Raw genomic sequence first — 21,513 nt, 5'->3', positions numbered from 1 at the left:
TTAATAATGGTTAATGAAATTCGTATAGAATTTCAAAAATGAAAAGGATGTCTTAAAACTTATGTTTTAGACATCCTTTTTTCATTTGGATTTCAATAATAACTAAAGAGTTATTATTGAAATCTGATTATTTTCTGCTGTTACCCTAATCTTTGTGTTATTTTTGATATCTCCTGCTATTATCTTCTTTGCAATGCTTGTTTCAAGCACATGTTCTATATATCTCTTCAGTGGTCTTGCTCCGTATACGGGATCATATCCTTCGTCAGCAAGCAGTTCTTTTGCTTCATCTGTTAATTCAATTTCAATATTCTTATCTTGAAGTCTCTTCTTAATATCAAGCATGAATATATCGATAATTCTCTTGATTCCCTGATGAGTTAAAGGTCTAAACATTATTATATCATCAACTCTGTTTAAGAACTCAGGTTTAAATCTTCTTCTCATTTCGTCCATTACAAGAGATTTTGTTGAATCATCTATATTATCTTCATCCTTGTTGGCAAGAAGATTTTCACTACCGATATTAGAAGTCATTATAATTATGCAGTTCTTAAAATCTACAGTCTTGCCCTGGTTGTCAGTAAGACGTCCATCATCAAGTATCTGCAGGAAGATATTAAATACATCTGGATGAGCCTTTTCAATCTCATCAAACAATATTACTGAATAAGGTTTTCTTCTTACAGCCTCTGTAAGCTGTCCGCCTTCTTCATAACCTACATATCCTGGGGGAGCTCCTATAAGTCTAGAAACTGAGTACTTTTCCATATATTCGCTCATATCTATTCTTATCATGTTATCTTCTGAATCGAACAGTGTTCTTGCAAGAGTCTTTGCAAGTTCTGTTTTACCAACACCAGTTGGTCCAAGGAAAATGAATGAACCTATCGGCTTATTTTCATCCTTCATTCCTGCTCTTGCTCTAAGTACAGCATCTGAAACTAAAGTTACTGCTTCCTGCTGACCTATAACTCTGCTTGATAGTTCACTTTCAAGTCTTAACAGCTTTTCTCTTTCGCCTTCTACAAGCCTGCTTACAGGAATTCCAGTCCATTTTGCAACTATCTTTGAAATATCACTTTCTGTAACTTCTTCTTTTAACAAAGCATTATCATAATGATTTTTCATGTTTGCTTCTTTTTCTTTTATTTCCTGCTGCAGTTTTGGAACAAGCCCATACTTATATTCTGCAACCTTGTTTAAATCATATTCTCTTTCATATTGTTCAATCTTACCTTTTGCTTCATCAAGCTGAGTTTTAAGATTTCTTATTTCCAGAATAGCTGATTTTTCTTTATCATATTTTGCTGTCATTTCATCATTTTTAGTTTTCAAATCTGAAAGCTCTTTTTCCAGTTTGACAAGTCTCTTCTGAGATTTATCATCTTTTTCTCCGCTTATAGCTTTCTTTTCAGTTTCAAGCTGGAACAATTTCCTTCTTACTATATCAAGTTCAGTAGGAAGAGAATCTATTTCTGATCTTATCATAGCCCCTGCTTCATCAATAAGATCAATTGCCTTATCAGGTAAAAATCTGTTCTGTATATATCTATGAGAAAGTTTTGCTGCTGCGACTATTGCATTATCATGTATTCTTACACCATGATGTATTTCGAATCTTTCCTTTAGTCCTCTTAAGATAGCTATAGTATCTTCAACAGTAGGCTCATCAACTATTACAGTCTGGAATCTTCTTTCAAGTGCCTTATCCTTTTCGATATACTGTCTGTATTCATCGAATGTTGTAGCACCAATACAGTGAAGTTCTCCTCTTGCAAGAAGCGGTTTAATCATGTTGCCTGCATCCATAGACCCCTCAGTCTTCCCTGCTCCTACTATTGTATGAATTTCATCAATAAAAAGTATAATTCTACCGTCACTGCTTTCTACTTCTTTAAGAACTGCTTTAAGTCTCTCTTCAAATTCACCTCTGTATTTTGCACCTGCTATAAGTGCTCCCATATCTAGTGAGAAGATTATCTTATCTTTCAGACCTTCTGGCACATCGCCTTTGACGATTCTTTCAGCAAGACCTTCAACAATAGCTGTCTTACCAACACCAGGTTCACCGATTAGAACTGGATTGTTTTTAGTTCTTCTTGATAATATCCTGATAGTTCTTCTGATTTCTTCATCCCTTCCGATTACAGGATCAAGCTTATGCTTTTTAGCAAGTTCAATAAGATTTGTTCCATACTTCTTAAGCGCATCATAAGTTCCTTCCGGATCCTGAGTATCTACTCTCTGATTACCTCTTATATCCTGTAAAACTTTAAGAAAATCTTTTTCATTTATATTAAATTCTGAAAGTAGTTTACCAACTGTTGTGCTTTTTTCAAGTTTAATCATTGCCAGCATAACATGCTCAACACTAATATAAGAATCTTTATACTTTTTAGATATTTCTTCTGCTTTAATAAGAACTTCTTCTATTCTTCTAGTTGCATAAACGCCAGAAGAGCCTGCGTCGCTTCCTAAAACCTTAGGCAGTGAATCTAGAACGCTGTCAGTTCTTTTTCTAAGTGACTCTAAATTTATATTCATTCTTTCCAGTACACTTGGAATAAGTCCATCTTCCTGATTAATTAGAGCAGAAAATAAATGTATTGTATCAACCTGCTGCTGATCATATTTAACAGCCGTCATCTGAGCATCATTTAAACTCTGCTGGACTCTTACTGTCATCTTATCTATATTCATATACATTACCTCTTTTCTATTTAATTTTAGCTTATATTTATATGATAATACAAACATCAAAGAAAGTCAAAGTAAATTTTTTTCGTAATTTGTTTTTTTTTATGATTTTATGATAAAATTAACTAACAATTATTACTGTTGGAGGTTATGTCATGAGAAGAGAATATATTAACTATCCATCTAATCTTCCCATTGAAATTACATACTGTAGCATAAGTCAATATCCTATTCACTGGCATAATACTATAGAAATAGTTTATGTACTGCAGGGAAATCTTAATGTAAGTATCGAATCGGATGAATTCGAACTTCATGCTAATGAAATGGAGATAATAAATGTTGATGAAGCACATAAGTTCAGATCAAAAAATGAAGATAACAAAGTACTTATATTTCACATTGATCCATCTTTTTTTGAAAAATACTACAGTGATATAGATAATATGATATTCTATGTAAACAGCTCAGATGAAGGAGCCCAGGATGCAGAAGAATATAACATACTCAGAAAATTTTTATGTCGAATTTTATGTGAATTAGTTCAGCACCAGGAAGGATATGATGAAGAAATAGAATCAACACTTGTTTCTGTTCTCTATCATTTAATTAATAATTTCCATTATCTTTTATATGATAAAGATGATCTTAAGAACAATGAAGAACAGCTTGAAAGATATCATAGAATATCAAAATATATATTCAATAATTATAATAATGTAACCCTTCAGGAAATTGCCCAAAAGGAATTTTTAAGTTCGCATTATTTATCACACGAAATAAAATATGCCACAGGTTACAGCTTTACAGACCTTGTTAACATAACAAGAGTTGAGGAATCAGTGAAACTTCTTTTAGAAACTGATATGGCAATTTCAGAAATATCAGAAGAAGTCGGTTTTTCTCATCCAAGATATTTCAACAAACACTTTAAGCTGAACTACAATATTACACCACTGCAGTTCAGGAAAAAGAACAAGGTTAACGAAAAAACATATGAAAAGCAGAAACGTGTAAATTACTTTGATTTAAAAGATTCTTTAGAGTATATAGTCTACTATCTTGAGGATTACGATAGATTTAACTACGAAAATAAGATAACAAAAATCAACATCGATATGAATGACTATAAAAGCGACTTTAATAAAAACTTTAAAGAGATACTGAATGTGGGAGATGCTTTTGATCTACTTATAGAAGATAATAAAGACTTTCTAGAAGAGATTCAGGAAGAAATATGTTTTAAGTATGCTCTTCTTTCAAATGTATTTTCTTCAGATATGGGAATTTTCCCAGCATCAAAATTTCATAACTGGAATCGTGCTGTTACTGTATTTGAATTTCTTGATTATCTTGACATGAAGCCGCTTATCATACTTGACAGTACGGATTTTTCAGATGATGAGTTTATATTTGCTTTAAATTCATTCATTAATTATTTCAAAGATGTAGAAACTTTAAGTCTTGCAGATTTTAAGTTTTCATACTCAGACAATATTAGCGAAACACTAAGAAACAAAATAAATACATTATTTAAGGAAAACTACTGCATATCATTAGATGCACAATATAATTTTAAATCTCCAGAAATCATAATCGATCCAGTATTTGATACTGCATATATGATACCATTTATAATAAATAAGATAATTAAAGATGATAGCTTTATATCATCTGTTCATGGCTTTGATGTACTCGACAAACAGGTTAACCTTACAAATGAAGTCTTTTTTGGATATCCAGGACTTATTAATGATAAAGGCATCAAAAAACCTGCTTATTATGCCTATTATCTTCTTAATAAACTGGGCAACATTATTATTGACCAGGATGACGGTTATATCGTAACAAAAAATGATGATGGTGAATATCAGATACTACTTTATTCATACAATGACGATATAAACTCATTATCAGATATAGAAACAATGTCAAAATTAAGAGGCATGAAAAATACTGCCAAAGTCAACTTCAACTTAAATATTGTCAACTTAAATTCAAACTGCAGAATTACCACTTATGAAGTTAATGAAAAGGTAGGATCATCTTATAATTACTGGATTGGTATGGGCAGACCAAAACGACTTAATAAAGAAGAAAAAGAAATACTTCACAAAGCATCCTTTCCACGAATAAACTTTTTATACTCCAAAAGAAGCACAATTCTTAACCTACAGGCAACACTTATTGGCTATGGTGCAGAGCTTATCATAATAAAAGAGGTGGCTGTATCAAAAGTCTTTGATACTAGCCGAAACAAAAAGGTAGATTCGTAATTGAATCTACCTTTTTTACGCATAATATTAACATGTTGAATGAGATAAAATTTGAAAATGTTTTTGTAGATGGTACAAAAATTGAAGCTAATGCTAACCAATACACTTTTAGCTATTAAAAAATTTGAGGCAAAACTTCAAGAAAAAACAAGAACTACTCTTGAATCAATGAAATCAGATTTTAATTTAGATATTGTTATTCCTGAAGATAAAATCATGGTTTCATACGTTAAAAACTTTTTAGTTGATTATATTAAGCCAATTATAAAAAGAGATAATATAACATTTGTATGTGGCAAAGGAAGAAGAAAAAGTAAGCTTCAAAAATATACTGAAGCTTTAGGTGAATTTATAAGAAAACAGACATTATATGATGATTATAATGATATCTTCGATGGTCGAAATAGTTTTTCGAAAACTGATCACGATGCAACTTTCATGCATATGAAAGAAGATCATATGAAGAATGGACAATTAAAGCCTGGTTATAATGTGACTATAGGAGTAGAAGCTGAATATATTACAGGTGTTAATATAACTAGTGAAAGATCAAATCAGCTTACATTGATACCGCTTCTAGATAAGATGTCTAAAAATCTTACTAAGAAGTATGAGTCCGTAACTGCTGACGCAGGCTTCGAAAGCGAAGAAAATTATACGTATTTAAAGAATAACAATCAAACCGAATATAAAAACTGATTTAGGAATTCTGTATAGAATCAATAGATCAATACAAGTTGAAGGTGCTTTTGGAATAATAAAACAAGATGCAAATTTTAGACGCTTTCTAATGAGAGGTAAAAAGAATGTCTTTATTGAAATTTTGTTGATGGCTTTTGGATTTGACATTAATAAACTTCACAACAAAACTATGCAGAACAGAAACGGACAGCTGCTTCATAAGCAGCAAGTATCGTAATTTATGTAATAAAACAAATTATGGAAAAGTCCGTAAGACCTTTTATTTGTTGTGTTTAAAAATATATTTTTACCCATAAATTACATAAAAATTAATGCATAGAATAAAAATATTCAAAAAAATAAGCCATACTCAGAATGATTTTTCAATCATTCTGAGACGGCCCCCTCTTTTATTCAACTAAAGCTTATTTTTAATTCTGTTTGCTAAAGAAAAATACTTTAATGATTCCTGAAGATCCTGTAGCTCATAATACATATATCCCATTTCCATATATCTTTTATATCTCTGCTTAGGAGTCCCAAACTTCATCAGTGCATCCATTGATAAGTTCATATACATTTCCATCTGTCTTTCTTCCTGCTTACAACCACAAATTTGCGCTTTATAATAATATGCTTTATCGATAAGTTTCACATCATTGAAGTAAATAGCTAGATTTAATGTTTCATCACTTATACTTTCTGCTTTGTTTATTTCACCGCATGAAATTAATACTTCAAGACATCTTATTAGATAATTTGCATATTCATATGATTTCGAAGAACCCCTTGCTTCAAGAGATTTATTCATAAATTCATTAAATTTTTCATTATTGCCCTTGTCTGAAAATATTTTTGCAATCCTTAAATATGATTCTGATAAAATATCCTTATATTCTTCAAGACATTCACAAGCTTGCCTAAATATTTGCTCATCAAATTTATTAGATGTCTTTAACTCAAGACATAAGTATTGAGTCATAATTTCACCCTTAATCTTATTATCAGTAATCTTCTCAACATTATTCAAAGATTCATTAATATAATATGATGCTTTATCAAATAAAGAAAGATTAGAATAGCATATACTTTCATAAAGATAATTTTGTCCGATATTGTTATCATCAAGATTATATTCATCTGCTGATTTGCAAAGTTTATCAAAATATGTGATAGCTTCTAAGTATTCTTCTGCTTTAAAGAAATACATCGCCATATCCTTGTAGTAGACTTTTTCAACATCTACATTTTCTTGATACAATTCATAATAATTAGGTATAAGTGTTTCTACCTCATTATACTTTCCTGTTTCAAGATAATAATTAAATAGTCTATGTATAATTTTTAAAGATAAATCTGTATAGCAATACCTAGTTGAATGTTCTAAATTAAACTTTAAATACTGCTCAAGTTCTTCCCCTTTATAATTCCCAACAGAAGACATATTGGTTGTGATCTGTTCTCTAACATCTTGTTTAAGATACTCTAGTCTTAAATCAAGTTTTTCTGCAACGAACTTTAATATATCCTCATCTGGTTTAATCTTATTGTTCTCTATACTACTCATTTTTGACATTGAAATTTTATCTTCGCATAAATCTTTTAATGTTATGCCTTTGTAAATTCTAGACCTTTTTATTTTCTCTCCTATAGATAATATTTCCATTTAATCACCCATTACAAAATTATTTTATAATACCTGCATCTTTTAAAATACTAACACTTTCATCTAGATATAATTTAGCTTCATCAAATTTTTTCTGATCAAGATAGAATTTTCCAATTAATATAGATGTCTGTGAAATTAAATTCTTATCATTACTTTCTTTTGCTATATCATACGTATTTTTTAGAATTGCCTCTGCTTCAGTAGTATCTTCATAGATTGATGCAATTCTATACTTAATATTATTTATTTTTATCTTACTTTCATAATCATGTTCATCAACGACTTCTGTAAGCTTAACAAGCATATCCATGCATTTATCCATTTCCTTCTGTTTTAAAAGGTTCTCACAAATGCATATCATAGTTTCAATAACATTAGTATCGCTGTTTCTAAGTCTTATTTCTTTTGCTTTATTAAAGTGTACTAAAGAATCACCTATCTTTTCATAATCATAAAGAATTTTACCAAGACTATGTTCTATACCACTTATAATTTTTTCTGAATTACAGATTTTAAGTTCATTTAATGCCTTATTGCAAAACTCCATAGCTTTGCTACTGTCCTCTTCAAAACATCTTTCTGATAAATCAATTAATTCCTTAGCATATTTCTTTTTATCATGAAGAACCTCTAGCCTCTCTTGAGTAAGTAATATGTATTTTTTTGATTCATCATCTTTTTCTTGTTTAAATGCAGTAAGTGTCTTGAAAAAATAAATTTCAGATAATAAATATTCATTATTTAATTTTCCATCCTCATAAGACCTTTCTGCTTGTCCTAAGTATGTAGTTGAAGAGTGATATGCTCTAAGGTTAAATGTTATCTTTCCCAAATTCAGAAAAGTTTTTGTTATCATATCAAAACAATTATATTTAATAAATATAACATTGGCTGACAGTAATAATTCCTGAGCTCCAAAATAATCTTTTTGTTTCATAAGTATTTCAGCACGCAAAAATAACACTCTTGCCCTTATAATGTCAAGAGAATATCTTACTGCATATGCTTCAGCTTTCTTAAGATACTCATTAGCTTTTTCAAGATCATTACAGAAAATATAGTTTTCGGCCATCAGCTCACTGTATTCGCTTATCCTTTTAGCTTGTGTAGCTTCTGATTCCATTAAATATTCTATAGATGTCTTAAGCTGTTTTGATAAATATTCAAGTAAATCCATAGATGGATTAGATCTGCCTGACTCAACAAGACTAATCTGACCCGGAGTTATTCTTTCTCCAGCTAAATCTTTAAGTGTCATGTTGAGTTCTTTTCTTCTTTTTTTAATTTTTTCACCCAATGAAAGAATGTCCATATCTTTACTTCCTTTTCCATAATTAATATCTGTATATTACATAAATTATACCATATTTTTTCTGCATTTAATGTGTTTTTTTATATTTTTTTGTACTTTATTATATTTTGGGTAAAAAAAATAGAGCATTTGACAACACTCTATCTTAATAATCATTACATTATCATTTTTTTTATGCACTGACATCTCTTTGACATCCTACAGCCAGCCTTTCTACTGAGCCTTATAAGCTGTTTTCTTGATCTCCAATCCATTGAAGGTATTAATGATAACATCATCAAGGCTCCTATGAAAATACCCATAATAAATGCTCTTATATATCTCATATCTGCACCTCTAATTAAATTATTTATATATATCTTGTGCATCTTATTATATTTTATTATAAAAAAATATGGATATAGTCCGCTTAGCTTCACTAAAAGATAATAAATTAAGATTCTTCTAATGCCTTTTTTGCAAGATAATCAGCTCTGTCATTAAATCTGTCTCCAGAATGTCCTTTTACTTTTATAAAATTAATATCTATCTTTTTCTTCATCGCTTGAATCTGACTATGATAATCTTGAGTAATTCTATTATTACGTTTCCACGTTCCTATTGCCCATGACTGAATACCCTGATAATCAAAATAGATATTTACTTTTTTAAAGCCCTTTTCTATAGCATATCTGATAGCGTTTAATGATCCAAGAACTTCACCAGATACATTTCTTAATGCAATAGCATCTTTATCATAGCCAATTCCTTTATCCTCATATACTATATTATCGCTGTTTACAACTACAAAACCATAAGAGAAGTTATTCTTCACAGTATTAAAACTTCCATCAACATAAATTTCTGCAGTATCAGTATCATTTTCTGTTTTAATAACATTCTCAGGTTCATCCTCTATCTCAATCTCTACTCCATGAAGTTTTATAAAGTTTATTGCATCTTCCCTGCTTGTAAAACTTTTATATATTGCTCCCTTATGACCTATAACTTCCTTTTTACATTCATCCCATGTATTATAAATCATGCCATTTCCGCTTTTGCCACATGCTACTGCATAAAATTTTGATGCCATTAATTATCAATTCCTTTCAATGATTATTGTGCAGTTAACTGTTCTATTGCAGAATATATTTTCTCAACATTTTCTGCATGAGTATACTGTACAAGATAGTCTACAGCTTTTTTTAGAACAATGATTATATCATTCTTTCCTTCCCAGTTCTCTACTATAACTTTAAGTGGTGTATCTTTAACAACTTTGTTAAGTGCAAAAAAGATTACTCCTATATCATCTATTCTGCCGATAAAAGGTATCTTATCAGGAATAATATCTGTAGGTAGTGATACATACGCTAATGATGATACTATTATTGCCTTTGTCTTAACAGTAACTCTTTCATCTTTTAAAAGTCGGTAAATAAGACATATAATATCTGGTACAAGAAGAATATAGTCTGAAACATTATGAACCTTCTCAGGCATTCTGCTCTCCACAATATCTCTGCCCTTTGTGTATAAGTCCTCAACCTTATGTAAATCTGTCAGATCATCAGCTTCATCTATTTCTTCCTCTTTTTCCTCAGAAACATCATTTTCTTGACCAAATTTTGAGATATTTATACCTTTTGTTTCAGCTATTATAAAGCCGTCTTTTAGACTGAGCTTATTAAGTTCTAGATTTATAAATGGATACTTTCTGAATATTTTCTTTAAATCTATGCTTACTTCGCCTTTAGCTGAAATAATCCCGAAATCGCTCAAACTTTTTACTGCCATTTTCAAAGCGTAATTTTTCACAAACTTAATGATGCCCATCTTTAATAATTTAACTTTTCCTAAAGACAAGACAATCACATTATCCTGAACATATTTAAGCTCCACAGCTACCCTGAATGGTATATTAATAATATTTTTAAAGTTTCCTTCTAAAACAATGTCATCATTTATTGATACACTGCTTATATTAAGTCCATCTATTTTAATAAAATCATTTATTATACTGATAATGTCATCTCCTGAAAGTCTTACATCAATATTGCTTATATTCACTTTTACCCCTCCATAATAGAAAAAATGCAATTTCATGCATTATTTTTCTCCCATCTAGTAATATAGTATAACGTATTACATATATTTTTTAAAGAAAAATGATAAACAGAATTCTTGACTTTATATTTCAGATTAATCTAAAACTTATTATTTACACTTTAGCTCTTTTTCGTAAAATTATATATGATAGAATCGCTCCGCATGCAAGACCGCCAAAATGGGCTGCATTATCTATATTCGGCTGACTGAATCCAATTATGATGTTAACAAAAATCACTGATGCCATATTATTAAAGAATGATTTTCCTATCTTGTCCTTTTCCATAAACCCAAATACTGCGGCAGCACCAAAAAGTCCAAAAATCGCACCTGATGATCCAACTGAAACATAAGGAGATATTACTGCTGAAAGAAGGTTTGAGCATATTCCTGACAAGAAATAAATAATCATATACTGTTTCTTGCCAAATACATCCTCAATTATATAACCTAATGAATAAAGTGCATACATATTAAAAAATATATGAATTAATCCTCCATGCAGGAACATTGCAGTAACAAGCCTGTAAATTTCTCCACTCCATATATAAGAATCGACTTTTGCGCCCATAGCTACCAGTACATACGTATTAATATCTATTATTGAGTGTGATAAATAACATGAAACAACAAATATGATTATATTAATTAGAATAAGTATGTTTGTCACATTAAGTGCTAAAGGTAACCTGCTTTTTTCATTATTGGTCATCATATTAATAATTCTTGATAATACATCGCTTGCTGACGAACAATATATTACAGAGTTTTCTTTAGTATTGAAAATCAGCTTGTTGTAATCATCTGTCTGTACCTGTTTATTCGATTTTGTAAAAATAACATTATTTAAAGAAAATGATACATTTTTTGACTTAAGAAACTGTTCTGCATGATAATAACACTTATTGTATTCCTCTTCATCCGAAGTTATCACTGCATACAATCCCCCATCAGTATCTTTTAGTGCAATCCATTTCTTTTTACCCTCAAATTCATATTCATCTATATAAAATCCATACTGCTTTAAAAGCAGATTAAATAATTTCTTTTCATTAACAGCCATTGATCTGCCTCTCTTTTATCCTCATTATTTTATTTTCTTTTTGATTCCATCGTAAAGATATATAAGATATTCTACATCAACACCTTCCTCTTTTAACTTTTGAATGTGTTCATCTGCAATTTTGATAGTATCTCTTGCCTGTCTAAAATCTTTATCCTTAATACATGTACTTGTGTACTGCAGAAGATAATCCACCTTTTTTACTTCCTTTGCAAGATCTTCTCTGTCTTCATTTACAAGTTTCATCATAACTGCATAAATCTTTGGTGAACTTGTATCTCTATTTTCATATAAAAAATCATTATTTCTGCTATTTTTATTAGCCATAATCTTTCGTCCTCCTAAATATTACAAAAACACCTCAACAAAATAAAAATTAACACAAAACAATGAACAATTAATCGTCTAATTTATAAAGCTAAAGTATAATAATTGTTCATTGAAGATCAAATTCATATTTATTGAGATGTTTTAATTAACATATATAAATTCTTCTTATTTTATTGTTTCTTCTAATACGTCAAGAAGATGTTCAAATGTGTGCATTGTAGCTTCGATTGGCTTTGGAGTAAGCATATCCACTCCTGCTTTCTGAAGCACTTTTATTGGATAATCAGATGATCCCGCTTTTAGGAAGCCTTTATATTTTTCAACAGCTTCGCTACCCTTTTCAAGAATACTGTTTGCAAAAGCATTTGCTGCTGAATATCCTGTAGCATACTGATAAACATAAAAATCACTAAAGAAGTGTGGAATTCTTGCCCACTCGCTGTCTATCTCTTTATCTACTACGATATCATCACCAAAATACTTAACATTTAAGTCATGCCATATCTTATTAAAATCTTCCGCAGTAAGTGCTTCTCCTTTTTCTATCTGTTCATGAACAACAAGTTCAAATTCAGCAAACATAAGCTGTCTGAAGACAGTAGTTCTAATCTGTTCAAGCTGCTGGTTTACAAGGAAAAGCTTTCTTGCTTTATCATCTGCATTATCAATCAAATAATTGATAAGCAGTATTTCATTAGTAGTAGAAGCTACTTCTGCAAGGAACAATGAATAATCATGATACTGATATGGCTGTTCCTTTCTTGAATAATATGAATGCAATGAGTGACCCATCTCATGAGCTAAAGTAGATACATCATTTAACTCATAATTATAGTTAAGTAAAACATATGGCATAGTATCATAGCTTCCCCATGAGAAAGCTCCTCCTCTTTTACCCTTGTTTTCAAATACATCAACCCAGCCCTGATCTATTCCGTCGCTGAATATATCAAGATATTCACTTCCTAATGGCTTAAGGCCTTTCTTGACTATTTCAACAGCTTCCTCAAATTCAATATGCTCACTCTTAAAATTAGTTACTGGAACATATAAATCATACATATGGATTTCATTTAGTCCAAGCATCTTCTTTTTCAGCGCAACATATCTGTGAAGCAGGTATAGATTATCATTTATAGTCTTAACTGCATTTGTATAGACTTCTGTTGGTATATTGTTTGGCTGCATAGAAGATTCAAGTGATGACTTATATTGTCTTACTTTTGAATTAAAGATAAAATTCTTTACTGAACTTACTAGTGCTGTTGCAAATGTATTTTCAAGATTTTTGTACTGTCCGAACAATGCTTTGAAAGCACCTTCTCTTACTTTTTGATCTTTACTTTTTATTAGTGAACTGTAATTTTCCTCAGTAAGCTGGATTTTAGCACCATTCTCTCCCTCAACTACAGGAAATTTCATATCAGCATCAGCAAGCATGCCCCTGATATTTTCTGGTGCCTGCATAGAATCAGATGCAAGTGCTAACACTTCTTCTATTTCCTTTGGAAGTACATGTTCCTTCTGACTTAAAAGAGTAGCAAATGTAAATCTATATTCATGAAGTTCTTCTGTATCCTCTACTATTTTTAATAAAACATCCTTATCTAAAGATAAAATCTCAGGTTCAAAAAATGCTACATAACTGTTAAACTCAGCTAAATAGATATCTATTTTAGTCTTAAGCGCCTGATATTTAGCATTTGATGTATCTTCATAATACTTAAGATAAGCATACATCATAAGTTTTTCAGCAAGTCTTGTATATTTCTCAGACTTCTTTAAAAATTCATAAATAGTCTTTCCATCCTTTAGTCTTCCCTGAAACTCTTTTAATGATGGTGCATTTAACTTTAATGTCTTAAAATCTTCATCCCATTTTTCATCAGATGTATATATTTTGTCAAGATGCCATTTGTACTTATCATCAATTTCACTTCTAAGTCTCTGTTTCTTTATTGCTTCCATATTATAACCACTCCTTAAACAGTATTAATTTTTAAATCAGAAATTTATACAGTCTACTCTGTATACTGCTCTTCTTTACCCTTTATATCTTCCATAACTTTTTCTATATCTTCATCAATCATATCAAGTATATCATTTATCTTGTCTTCCATTTCATTATGATCTTCATTAAAATCAAAGCAAATCCTCCATGATGGGTTATATTCATCAAGCATTTCTTCAACTTTATAACCACTATTTTCAATGTTTTCTATACTCATAAGATCATAAATAGCGCTATATTCCCATTCCTCAACATCCCTGCCGGTACTGAATTCTATATATACTTTTGAACCACTCATATAGAATTTTGTTACAAATTCTGCTCCCTGATTCACCTTATAGCTACCATGTTCTTTTAAAAACTTACCTTCATTATCTCTTTCAATTAAAACTAATGATGAAAAATCCATTTTATCATCTCCTCTCTAGTTATTCTTAATTCATTATAGTATAAAACACTTGACATAAAAAAGTCAAAATTTATTTAATTATTTGTAAATATATGGTAATATAGTTTTGTAATTATTTAATAGGGGTGGTAATTATGTCATCAAGACGAAGGCGAAGAAAGCATAAAATTAAAGTATATATGTTCAAACTATTAACAACATTAATACTATTTACAATAATGGTTTGTGCTGTATGGATGAATTATGTCGATTCAATTTGTAAAAATGTTTACAATGCAGCAAATTATTATCTTACGGAAAGTATATTTACATCAAAAAAACTATCTAAGATAGACAGCATGAAACTTAAATTTTCAGACTCAAAAACAGCAGTAGTGGAAGTTAAAGGTCTGACAATCAATAAACCATATCAGTGTATTACTTATAAAGCATACTTTTCTAAAGCCCAGAATGCATCATGGAAATTAGATAATGTATATAACGATTCTTATGAAAGCAAAGATACTACAGATTATTAACTAGAAGAAGATATTGCAAATTATTTGCAAAACAATGTATAATATATAACGTAATTATTTTTGCTTATGTAAAAACTTCATATTAGTCATATAAATTTAAATTTTTGACTCACATAAAACTCTAGGAGTGATACTCTTGATAAATATACACAATTTAAGTTTTTCATATAATAAGAAAGACTATACACTAGAAAATATAAATTTAAATATACCAAAAGGTTCATATGTTTCAATTGTAGGAAGTAATGGTAGCGGAAAAACAACTCTTGTGAAAATACTTTTAAAACAACTTAAACCTTCTACTGGCAGAATTGAAATAAACTCAAAAAAAATAGGTTATGTGCCTCAGAGACTTGATAGTTTTAACTCTCAGTTTTCTATATCTGTTAAGGAAATTCTATCTTGTCATGGCTCAGCACTAAAGCTTCACATAAAAAACTACAGTAAAATTCTCAAAAAATTTAACCTTGAAGGAAAACTTAACTCTTTGATTGGAAATCTTTCAGGTGGTCAGTGCCAGAAAGTCTTAATAGCAAGAGCGCTGATGGGAAATCCTCAGTTGCTATTTTTAGACGAAATGAGCACTGGTGTTGACGAACAATCACAGCTGGAAATTTACGATACAATAAGCAACCTTAATAAAACAGATGACATAACAATATTATCTGTAGAGCATGATATCTCAAAGGCTTTTCGATATTCTACACATATACTTGAAGTATCTGATAAAAAAGCTTTACTATATACTGTTAATGAATATAAGAATTTATATTATAGAAAGAATTTCTCATCTTAGAAAGGTTGATTAAAAATGTTTCAATTAGAATTTATGCAGAATGCTTATATAGCAGGATTATTCATAGCAATTTTATGTCCTTGTATAGGATTATTTTTAGTATTAAAAAGATATTCAATGATTGGAGATACTCTATCTCATTCATCATTTGCAGGTGTAGCCATAGGTCTTGTGCTAGGTTATAATCCCATACTTACTGCATTAATCTTTACAACATGCTGTGCAATACTTATTGAGTTCTTACGTAATTATTTCAAAAAATATAGTGAACTTGTAATGTCCATAATCCTTACACTAAGCCTCGGTATAGCTATAGTACTGGTAAGCACCGGTAAATCTTCCGCAAAAGTCACTTCATATCTTTTTGGAAGCATCCTGACTGTATCTAAACAGGATCTGATTACAATTGCTGTATGTTCAGTAGTATGTATACTTTTAATCATTGTTCTTTATAAGAAACTTATGTATGTTACTTTTGATGAAGAGGGTGCAAGGATTGCTGGAATAAATACTAAATTAATAAATTACTTATTTACAGTAATAATAGGTGTAACTATTTCTATGTCAATAAGAGTTATGGGTATTCTCGTTATATCATCAATTATTGTTATTCCAGTTGCCTCAGCTATGCAGTTTAAGAAAAACTTTTTAAAAACTCTGATAATTTCAATTATATTTGGAGTTATAGATATATTTCTAGGTCTTTTCTTATCATACGTGCTTGATAGTGCTCCAGGTGGTACTATAGCACTTACAACTGTTGCAACTCTAATTGTATCAATAATTATTAGTTCTCTTACTTCCTCCAATTAGGAATAAAAAACTGCTGAAGACAAATCTAAATGATTTATCTTCAGCAGTTTTTATTATCTTTATCATTCTTATTGCTTTTAGCAATCTTCTCACTGCACTCACTACATATTCCCTTAAGTACAAGCTTATGTTCTGTCAATGTAAAACCGGTCTGATTTTTTACGAGTTCCTCTATTTGTTTCATCGGACATGGTACCTTAATCTCTTTATTACATAAACTGCACTTTAATATATGACTATGTTTTTCCTTTACTAAAGAATAAAGATGACTATTTTCACCAATATTAAACTTTTCTACAATATTGTTTTTCTCAAACACTTCTAAAGTTCTATATACTGTAGATAAATTAATATCTATGTTTTCACCTCTGCTCCTATTATAAATATCTTCAGCTGTAAGTGCATTTGGGCTCTTTGAAAGAAGCATATAAATATATATCCTTGCTTTTGTTACCTTAATATTATTCTCTCTTAAAAAAATATCAGCCTCCACACTTCTCCCCTGCTCTCATTAAAATATGTCATTTCATTTAGAATTATGAATAAAACTAAACTTTTATATTTATTATAGCACAGGACTTTGTTTTTTTATCATTTTATTTATTTTTATTATTATGTTTTTTTAAACTTTTTAAAACATAATAAATCTTATCAATATCATCTTCAGATAAATTATCAAAATTTTTAAGACTCTCTACAATCTGATAAACCGCTCTGTTCTCATAATTCTTTTCAATATATTCATCCTTTGTCGTAAAATAAGTTGCAATTGTTGCAGTAAGCATACTAATAAATATAACACTGTTTATCATCAGTACCGCAGCAATACATTTACCTATAATTGTTGTTGGAGTTATATCACCATATCCCACTGTAGTGGCCGTAACAAAACTCCACCATAACGCATCTGCAAAACTCATATCTTCTGTAATAGACATTCCAACAGCCCCAATCACCATTGTGGTTGCAGTTCCTGCTATTGCATAATCAAGAAGTGTTATTTTAATTACATTATGAACTTCGCTCCTGAATTTAAGTATATATAAAATTATTCTTATAAGCTTAGACAACTGTACTATCTTAAGGCCACTGATATAATATTGCATACCTGAAACCATAAGAAAAAACACAAATATATTCTCGGGAATAATAGCTATAACATTAATAATATTTTCCTTAACAAATTCAGCTTTGTTTTCTGACAGTGCAAGTTCTAACAAATACTCAAAGAAAAATATAACCCAAAATAAATTATCAAAAACTGCAAGAGTATCATAAATTCTTTTAGAAGTTATAAGTCCGATCTGTAAACATAATACTACTATGGCAGACAAAGTTATTATTCCGGCTAAAAGTCTGTTAAAACGTCTTTTTCCATCCATATTAACACCTTAAAATATCATCTTTAGACCTAGTAAAATAAGCATAACACCGCCTATATAATCTGCATACTTGGGAATAAAGGAAATCTTTTTAACCTTTCCTGCTGCATAAAATGCTAACGCACTGAACATAAAGGTTATAATTCCAATAAATATAGTATCCCAAAGTATGGTTGTAAAATTCCTTAAATTCTGAAATGCAGTAAAACCTACAACAAGTGCATCAATACTTACTGATATACCCAGTATAATATACATACTCCATTTTGTAAGCATATAATCAGACTTACCTTCCATTCCTTCTTTTATCATCAATACACCTACAACTGCAATTGTAATACCTCCAATTATTGAAGGTACTGAAGCAAGATGCTTACTAAAAAGCATTCCAGAATATGCTCCTATAAATGAAAAAAGAAATTGAAAAACAGCAAATGATAAAACAAAATATATTTTCTGTTTTGCTTTTAAGGCATCCCTTATCCCAAGGCTTATTGAAACGCCAGAAGCATCCATGGCTAAGGCAACTGCAATAATAAACAGATTAATAAAATTCATAATCCCACCCTCACTTTTATTAGTAATTTTGTTTAATGCTATAAAAATAACTTAATAATAAAACATCGATAAATTGATAATATTATAAATAGCATAGCATTTGCATTCTACATTATTTGTATTAAAAAGTTATTTTATTTATGCTTACACACTGAAATAAAAAAATACTTTATTTTTAATATATTTTGTTGTATTATATATACGTTATATTAATTACGCATATTGTATAGCACATTTAGACTGTCGAGTATAACCCGCGACAAAACTAAAGTATAAAGGAGCAATATAATGAACTGTATAATAGCCCAATCAGGAGGTCCTACTGCAGTAATAAATGCTAGTGTTGCAGGACTTGTAGAAACAAATAATAAAATCAAAGCCTTTGATAACGTGTATGCTGGACTTAATGGTATCCAAGGTATATTAAACAAAAATATAATTAATCTTACAAATATTTCTCATGATGACTTAAATACATTTAGATATACTCCATCTTCAGGACTTGGTTCCTGCAGATATAAATTAAAAGACTATAAAATTGACGATAGTGAATATGTAAAACTATTAGATATACTTGATAGTTTAGATGTTAAAGCATTTTTCTATGTTGGCGGTAATGATTCTATGGATACAATATCAAAATTAGGTGCGCTTGCTGAAGAAAAAGAAATCGACATAAAATTCATCGGTATTCCAAAAACTATAGATAATGATTTAATGTATACGGATCATACACCAGGTTTCGGAAGTGCAGCTAAATTCATTGCTACAAGCACATTAGAAACTTATCTTGATTCAACAGTCTATATGGATAATGGTGTCTTCATTTTGGAAACAATGGGACGTGATACTGGTTGGCTTACAGCTGCCAGCTGTCTTGCAGTTATAGATGGCAAACAAGCTCCTGATCTAATTTATCTTCCTGAAACAGCCTTTGATGAAAAATCATTTATCGAGGACGTTTCAAGAATATACAAAGAAAAGAAGCACGTTTATATAGTTGCATCTGAAGGACTTAAAAACAGTGATGACACATTTCTTTCTGCTATAAATACAAAAGGTAGCCATGATAATTTTGGTCATACTCAGTTAGGTGGTGTAGGTAATTATTTAAAGAATCTTATAATAGAGAATAACATCACTACTCGTGTTAAAGTCCTAGAATTAGGTGTACTTCAAAGATGTTCAATGCATCTATCATCAAAAGTTGATGTTGAAGAAGCATATACTGTCGGCTGTGATGCTTTAAAATATTCTCTAGAAGGTCACTCAGGAAAGATGGTTGCAATAAAAAGAGATTCTTCTAATCCATATGCAAGTTCTACATTCTTAGTACCTGCTAAAAATGTTGCTAATAAGGTAAAATATTTTCCCAATAAATGGATTAATGAACGTGGAAATAATGTTACTGATGAAGCAATTGAATATTTAAAACCACTTATTTTCGGAACTGCAGATTATAATTCTAATAATTATACTCCAGTTTATAAAGTATTTAATAATTAAATCCATAAAAAAGGACTGTCTATTTTGGGCAGTCCTTCTTTATGAAGTTTTATATACAATTACTTTTTATCAGCTGTTATTTTAATGAATCTTTTAACTGCCTCAATAAAATAATCTATCTCCTCAACTGTATTATAAAACGCAAAGCTTACTCTTATCATGCCTGGTGTATAAAGTGATTTATCAGATGCAAAAATGAATGTATCACTATCTTTTATACCAAGCAACTTTTTTACATAAGGCTGTGCACAAAAACATCCTGTCCTTATGCCAATACACTCCTTGTTACCAAGATACTCCGCGAGTTCCTGATGTCTATGCCCCTTTATATTAAAGCAGCATACTGAAACTCTTTTCTTATCATCTGGGTCATAATACAATGTCACCTCTGGAATCTTCATGATTTTTTCTGTAAAATAATCTTTCAGCAGATTTTCCTGTAACTCAATTTTATCGAGTCCTATATTCTCCATATCATCCATTGCAGTAATAAGTGATAATACTCCTGCAACATTAGGTGTTCCTCCCTCTTCTTTTTTAGGTGCCTTAAGCCAGAACACCCTGTCATGGCCTACAATATCTACAGTCCCTCCCCCAGAAATAAATGGGTACTTTTCATTGAACCTATCAATCTTTCCAACTATTACTCCTGTTCCAAAAGGCGCATACATTTTATGTGCAGAAAATACCATAAAATCAATTTCTTCTTCTTTACAACTTCCTAAAATATTTATTTTCTTGTGTGGAACAAGCTGTGCTCCATCCACAACAATAACCGCATTATATTTATGAGCTATCTTTGCTATATAGTGAACATCATTAATATATCCAGTTACATTAGATGCCCCTGTAACTGTAACCACCTTAACTTTTCCTAAATATTTTTTACATAGCTTCTCGAATTGTTCCACCTTTAGTTTTCCTTTTTCATCAACCTCAACATATTTAACAGTCGCATACTTTCTCCAAGGCAAATCGTTTGAATGATGTTCCATCCTAGTTGAAATAACTATATCTTTTTTGCTCTTAACTAAAGCATTTGCTAATATATTAATTGACTGGGTAGTATTCATACTATAAATAACAGTATATCTTTCATCATTTATATCAAAGAATTTTTTTACTCTCTGTCTTGATTTATTATATAAATCAGAGGATATCTTAGATTTGTATCCCACTCCTCTTCCAACTGAAGCGTAATAATTCATATATTTTTCTAACTCATCAAAAATATTTTTAAATGGCGGCGTAGTTGCAGCATTATCGAAATTAATATATTTAGTATCTTCTCCATAGATATTTTTAACTAAAGTATCTATACCCACAATAGTATCTCTGCAATTAATAATATCCTTATCCAACATATACATTACCTCCACTATATATTATTGTAGATAATTC

General features: G+C 30.1%; 19 protein-coding genes and 1 pseudogene. 6 read left to right on the top strand and 14 right to left on the bottom strand.

What is annotated here, in order from left to right; translation table 11 throughout:
* Nucleotides 1–102: 102 nt before the first annotated feature.
* Complete coding sequence (gene clpB / locus FYJ33_RS04410) at nt 103–2,703, bottom strand: ATP-dependent chaperone ClpB (protein WP_154530553.1); 2,601 nt, start codon at nt 2,701–2,703, stop codon at nt 103–105.
* 152 nt (nt 2,704–2,855) lie between these two features.
* Between clpB and FYJ33_RS04405 the strand changes: the two genes are divergently transcribed.
* Nucleotides 2,856–4,976: a helix-turn-helix domain-containing protein gene (locus FYJ33_RS04405; protein ID WP_154530552.1), complete on the top strand. Its 2,121-nt coding sequence runs from the start codon at nt 2,856–2,858 to the stop codon at nt 4,974–4,976.
* A gap of 393 nt (nt 4,977–5,369) precedes the next feature.
* Nucleotides 5,370–5,895 (top strand): annotated as a pseudogene (locus FYJ33_RS16955) (transposase); the annotation flags it as partial.
* A gap of 180 nt (nt 5,896–6,075) precedes the next feature.
* Here the strand turns inward: FYJ33_RS16955 and FYJ33_RS04390 are convergent.
* The 9 genes from FYJ33_RS04390 to FYJ33_RS04350 form a co-directional block, all read right to left on the bottom strand.
* Nucleotides 6,076–7,323: a helix-turn-helix domain-containing protein gene (locus FYJ33_RS04390; RefSeq protein WP_154530549.1), complete on the bottom strand. Its 1,248-nt coding sequence runs from the start codon at nt 7,321–7,323 to the stop codon at nt 6,076–6,078.
* A gap of 19 nt (nt 7,324–7,342) precedes the next feature.
* The gene (locus FYJ33_RS04385; protein WP_154530548.1) at nt 7,343–8,638 is read right to left on the bottom strand and encodes a helix-turn-helix domain-containing protein; all 1,296 of its coding nucleotides are present in this window, start codon (nt 8,636–8,638) and stop codon (nt 7,343–7,345) included.
* 155 nt (nt 8,639–8,793) lie between these two features.
* Nucleotides 8,794–8,964, bottom strand: a complete 171-nt coding sequence (locus tag FYJ33_RS04380) for a hypothetical protein (RefSeq protein ID WP_154530547.1) — start codon at nt 8,962–8,964, stop codon at nt 8,794–8,796.
* 107 nt (nt 8,965–9,071) lie between these two features.
* A complete protein-coding gene (locus FYJ33_RS04375; protein WP_154530546.1) occupies nt 9,072–9,710 on the bottom strand; it encodes a ribonuclease H1 domain-containing protein in 639 nt (212 codons plus the stop codon).
* A gap of 23 nt (nt 9,711–9,733) precedes the next feature.
* Nucleotides 9,734–10,687 carry a YkvA family protein gene (locus FYJ33_RS16805; RefSeq protein ID WP_206046610.1) on the bottom strand — a complete coding sequence of 318 codons (954 nt, stop codon included), beginning with the start codon at nt 10,685–10,687 and terminating at the stop codon, nt 9,734–9,736.
* Nucleotides 10,688–10,838: 151 nt separating this feature from the next.
* The gene (locus FYJ33_RS04365; RefSeq protein ID WP_154530544.1) at nt 10,839–11,789 is read right to left on the bottom strand and encodes a rhomboid family intramembrane serine protease; all 951 of its coding nucleotides are present in this window, start codon (nt 11,787–11,789) and stop codon (nt 10,839–10,841) included.
* 24 nt (nt 11,790–11,813) lie between these two features.
* On the bottom strand, nt 11,814–12,116 hold the full coding sequence (locus FYJ33_RS04360) for a hypothetical protein (RefSeq protein ID WP_154530543.1): 303 nt from the start codon (nt 12,114–12,116) through the stop codon (nt 11,814–11,816).
* A gap of 168 nt (nt 12,117–12,284) precedes the next feature.
* Nucleotides 12,285–14,087: an oligoendopeptidase F gene (pepF, locus tag FYJ33_RS04355; RefSeq protein ID WP_154530542.1), complete on the bottom strand. Its 1,803-nt coding sequence runs from the start codon at nt 14,085–14,087 to the stop codon at nt 12,285–12,287.
* A gap of 53 nt (nt 14,088–14,140) precedes the next feature.
* Nucleotides 14,141–14,539 (bottom strand): DUF6762 family protein, encoded by a 399-nt coding sequence (locus FYJ33_RS04350; protein ID WP_154530541.1) that lies wholly within the window; start codon nt 14,537–14,539, stop codon nt 14,141–14,143.
* Between the two features lie 134 nt (nt 14,540–14,673).
* Between FYJ33_RS04350 and FYJ33_RS04345 the strand changes: the two genes are divergently transcribed.
* The 3 genes from FYJ33_RS04345 (at nt 14,674) to FYJ33_RS04335 (ending at nt 16,666) form a co-directional block, all read left to right on the top strand.
* Nucleotides 14,674–15,057 (top strand): hypothetical protein, encoded by a 384-nt coding sequence (locus tag FYJ33_RS04345; protein ID WP_154530540.1) that lies wholly within the window; start codon nt 14,674–14,676, stop codon nt 15,055–15,057.
* Between the two features lie 136 nt (nt 15,058–15,193).
* Nucleotides 15,194–15,853, top strand: a complete 660-nt coding sequence (locus tag FYJ33_RS04340; protein WP_154530539.1) for a metal ABC transporter ATP-binding protein — start codon at nt 15,194–15,196, stop codon at nt 15,851–15,853.
* Nucleotides 15,854–15,868: 15 nt separating this feature from the next.
* Nucleotides 15,869–16,666: a metal ABC transporter permease gene (locus tag FYJ33_RS04335; protein WP_154530538.1), complete on the top strand. Its 798-nt coding sequence runs from the start codon at nt 15,869–15,871 to the stop codon at nt 16,664–16,666.
* 40 nt (nt 16,667–16,706) lie between these two features.
* Here the strand turns inward: FYJ33_RS04335 and FYJ33_RS04330 are convergent, their stop codons facing one another.
* From FYJ33_RS04330 to FYJ33_RS04320, 3 genes are all read right to left on the bottom strand, one after another.
* Nucleotides 16,707–17,159, bottom strand: a complete 453-nt coding sequence (locus tag FYJ33_RS04330; protein ID WP_277642830.1) for a Fur family transcriptional regulator — start codon at nt 17,157–17,159, stop codon at nt 16,707–16,709.
* A 103-nt stretch (nt 17,160–17,262) separates the two neighbouring features.
* A complete protein-coding gene (locus FYJ33_RS04325; RefSeq protein WP_154530537.1) occupies nt 17,263–18,048 on the bottom strand; it encodes a potassium channel family protein in 786 nt (261 codons plus the stop codon).
* 9 nt (nt 18,049–18,057) lie between these two features.
* Nucleotides 18,058–18,606 (bottom strand): manganese efflux pump MntP, encoded by a 549-nt coding sequence (locus FYJ33_RS04320; protein ID WP_154530536.1) that lies wholly within the window; start codon nt 18,604–18,606, stop codon nt 18,058–18,060.
* A gap of 288 nt (nt 18,607–18,894) precedes the next feature.
* On the opposite strand from FYJ33_RS04320, the gene FYJ33_RS04315 reads away from it, so the two are divergent.
* Nucleotides 18,895–20,112, top strand: a complete 1,218-nt coding sequence (locus FYJ33_RS04315) for a 6-phosphofructokinase (RefSeq protein ID WP_154530535.1) — start codon at nt 18,895–18,897, stop codon at nt 20,110–20,112.
* A 59-nt stretch (nt 20,113–20,171) separates the two neighbouring features.
* Here FYJ33_RS04315 and FYJ33_RS04310 read toward each other — a convergent pair whose 3' ends face one another.
* Nucleotides 20,172–21,476, bottom strand: a complete 1,305-nt coding sequence (locus FYJ33_RS04310) for an aminotransferase class V-fold PLP-dependent enzyme (protein ID WP_206046609.1) — start codon at nt 21,474–21,476, stop codon at nt 20,172–20,174.
* Nucleotides 21,477–21,513 lie beyond the last annotated feature (37 nt).

Origin of the sequence: Inconstantimicrobium porci, from assembly GCF_009696465.1 — a bacterium.
GTDB classification, from domain to species: domain Bacteria; phylum Bacillota; class Clostridia; order Clostridiales; family Clostridiaceae; genus Inconstantimicrobium; species Inconstantimicrobium porci.
This window is presented reverse-complemented; position numbering and strand designations above follow the sequence as displayed.

Coding starts and splice junctions, on each gene's coding strand:
- clpB (WP_154530553.1), bottom strand. CDS start 2,703: ATGAATATAGATAAGATGACAGTAAGAGTCCAGCAGAGTTTAAATGAT.
- FYJ33_RS04405 (WP_154530552.1), top strand. CDS start 2,856: ATGAGAAGAGAATATATTAACTATCCATCTAATCTTCCCATTGAAATT.
- FYJ33_RS04390 (WP_154530549.1), bottom strand. CDS start 7,323: ATGGAAATATTATCTATAGGAGAGAAAATAAAAAGGTCTAGAATTTAC.
- FYJ33_RS04385 (WP_154530548.1), bottom strand. CDS start 8,638: ATGGACATTCTTTCATTGGGTGAAAAAATTAAAAAAAGAAGAAAAGAA.
- FYJ33_RS04380 (WP_154530547.1), bottom strand. CDS start 8,964: ATGAGATATATAAGAGCATTTATTATGGGTATTTTCATAGGAGCCTTG.
- FYJ33_RS04375 (WP_154530546.1), bottom strand. CDS start 9,710: ATGGCATCAAAATTTTATGCAGTAGCATGTGGCAAAAGCGGAAATGGC.
- FYJ33_RS04365 (WP_154530544.1), bottom strand. CDS start 11,789: ATGGCTGTTAATGAAAAGAAATTATTTAATCTGCTTTTAAAGCAGTAT.
- FYJ33_RS04360 (WP_154530543.1), bottom strand. CDS start 12,116: ATGGCTAATAAAAATAGCAGAAATAATGATTTTTTATATGAAAATAGA.
- pepF (WP_154530542.1), bottom strand. CDS start 14,087: ATGGAAGCAATAAAGAAACAGAGACTTAGAAGTGAAATTGATGATAAG.
- FYJ33_RS04350 (WP_154530541.1), bottom strand. CDS start 14,539: ATGGATTTTTCATCATTAGTTTTAATTGAAAGAGATAATGAAGGTAAG.
- FYJ33_RS04345 (WP_154530540.1), top strand. CDS start 14,674: ATGTCATCAAGACGAAGGCGAAGAAAGCATAAAATTAAAGTATATATG.
- FYJ33_RS04335 (WP_154530538.1), top strand. CDS start 15,869: ATGTTTCAATTAGAATTTATGCAGAATGCTTATATAGCAGGATTATTC.
- FYJ33_RS04325 (WP_154530537.1), bottom strand. CDS start 18,048: ATGGATGGAAAAAGACGTTTTAACAGACTTTTAGCCGGAATAATAACT.
- FYJ33_RS04320 (WP_154530536.1), bottom strand. CDS start 18,606: ATGAATTTTATTAATCTGTTTATTATTGCAGTTGCCTTAGCCATGGAT.
- FYJ33_RS04315 (WP_154530535.1), top strand. CDS start 18,895: ATGAACTGTATAATAGCCCAATCAGGAGGTCCTACTGCAGTAATAAAT.
- FYJ33_RS04310 (WP_206046609.1), bottom strand. CDS start 21,476: ATGTTGGATAAGGATATTATTAATTGCAGAGATACTATTGTGGGTATA.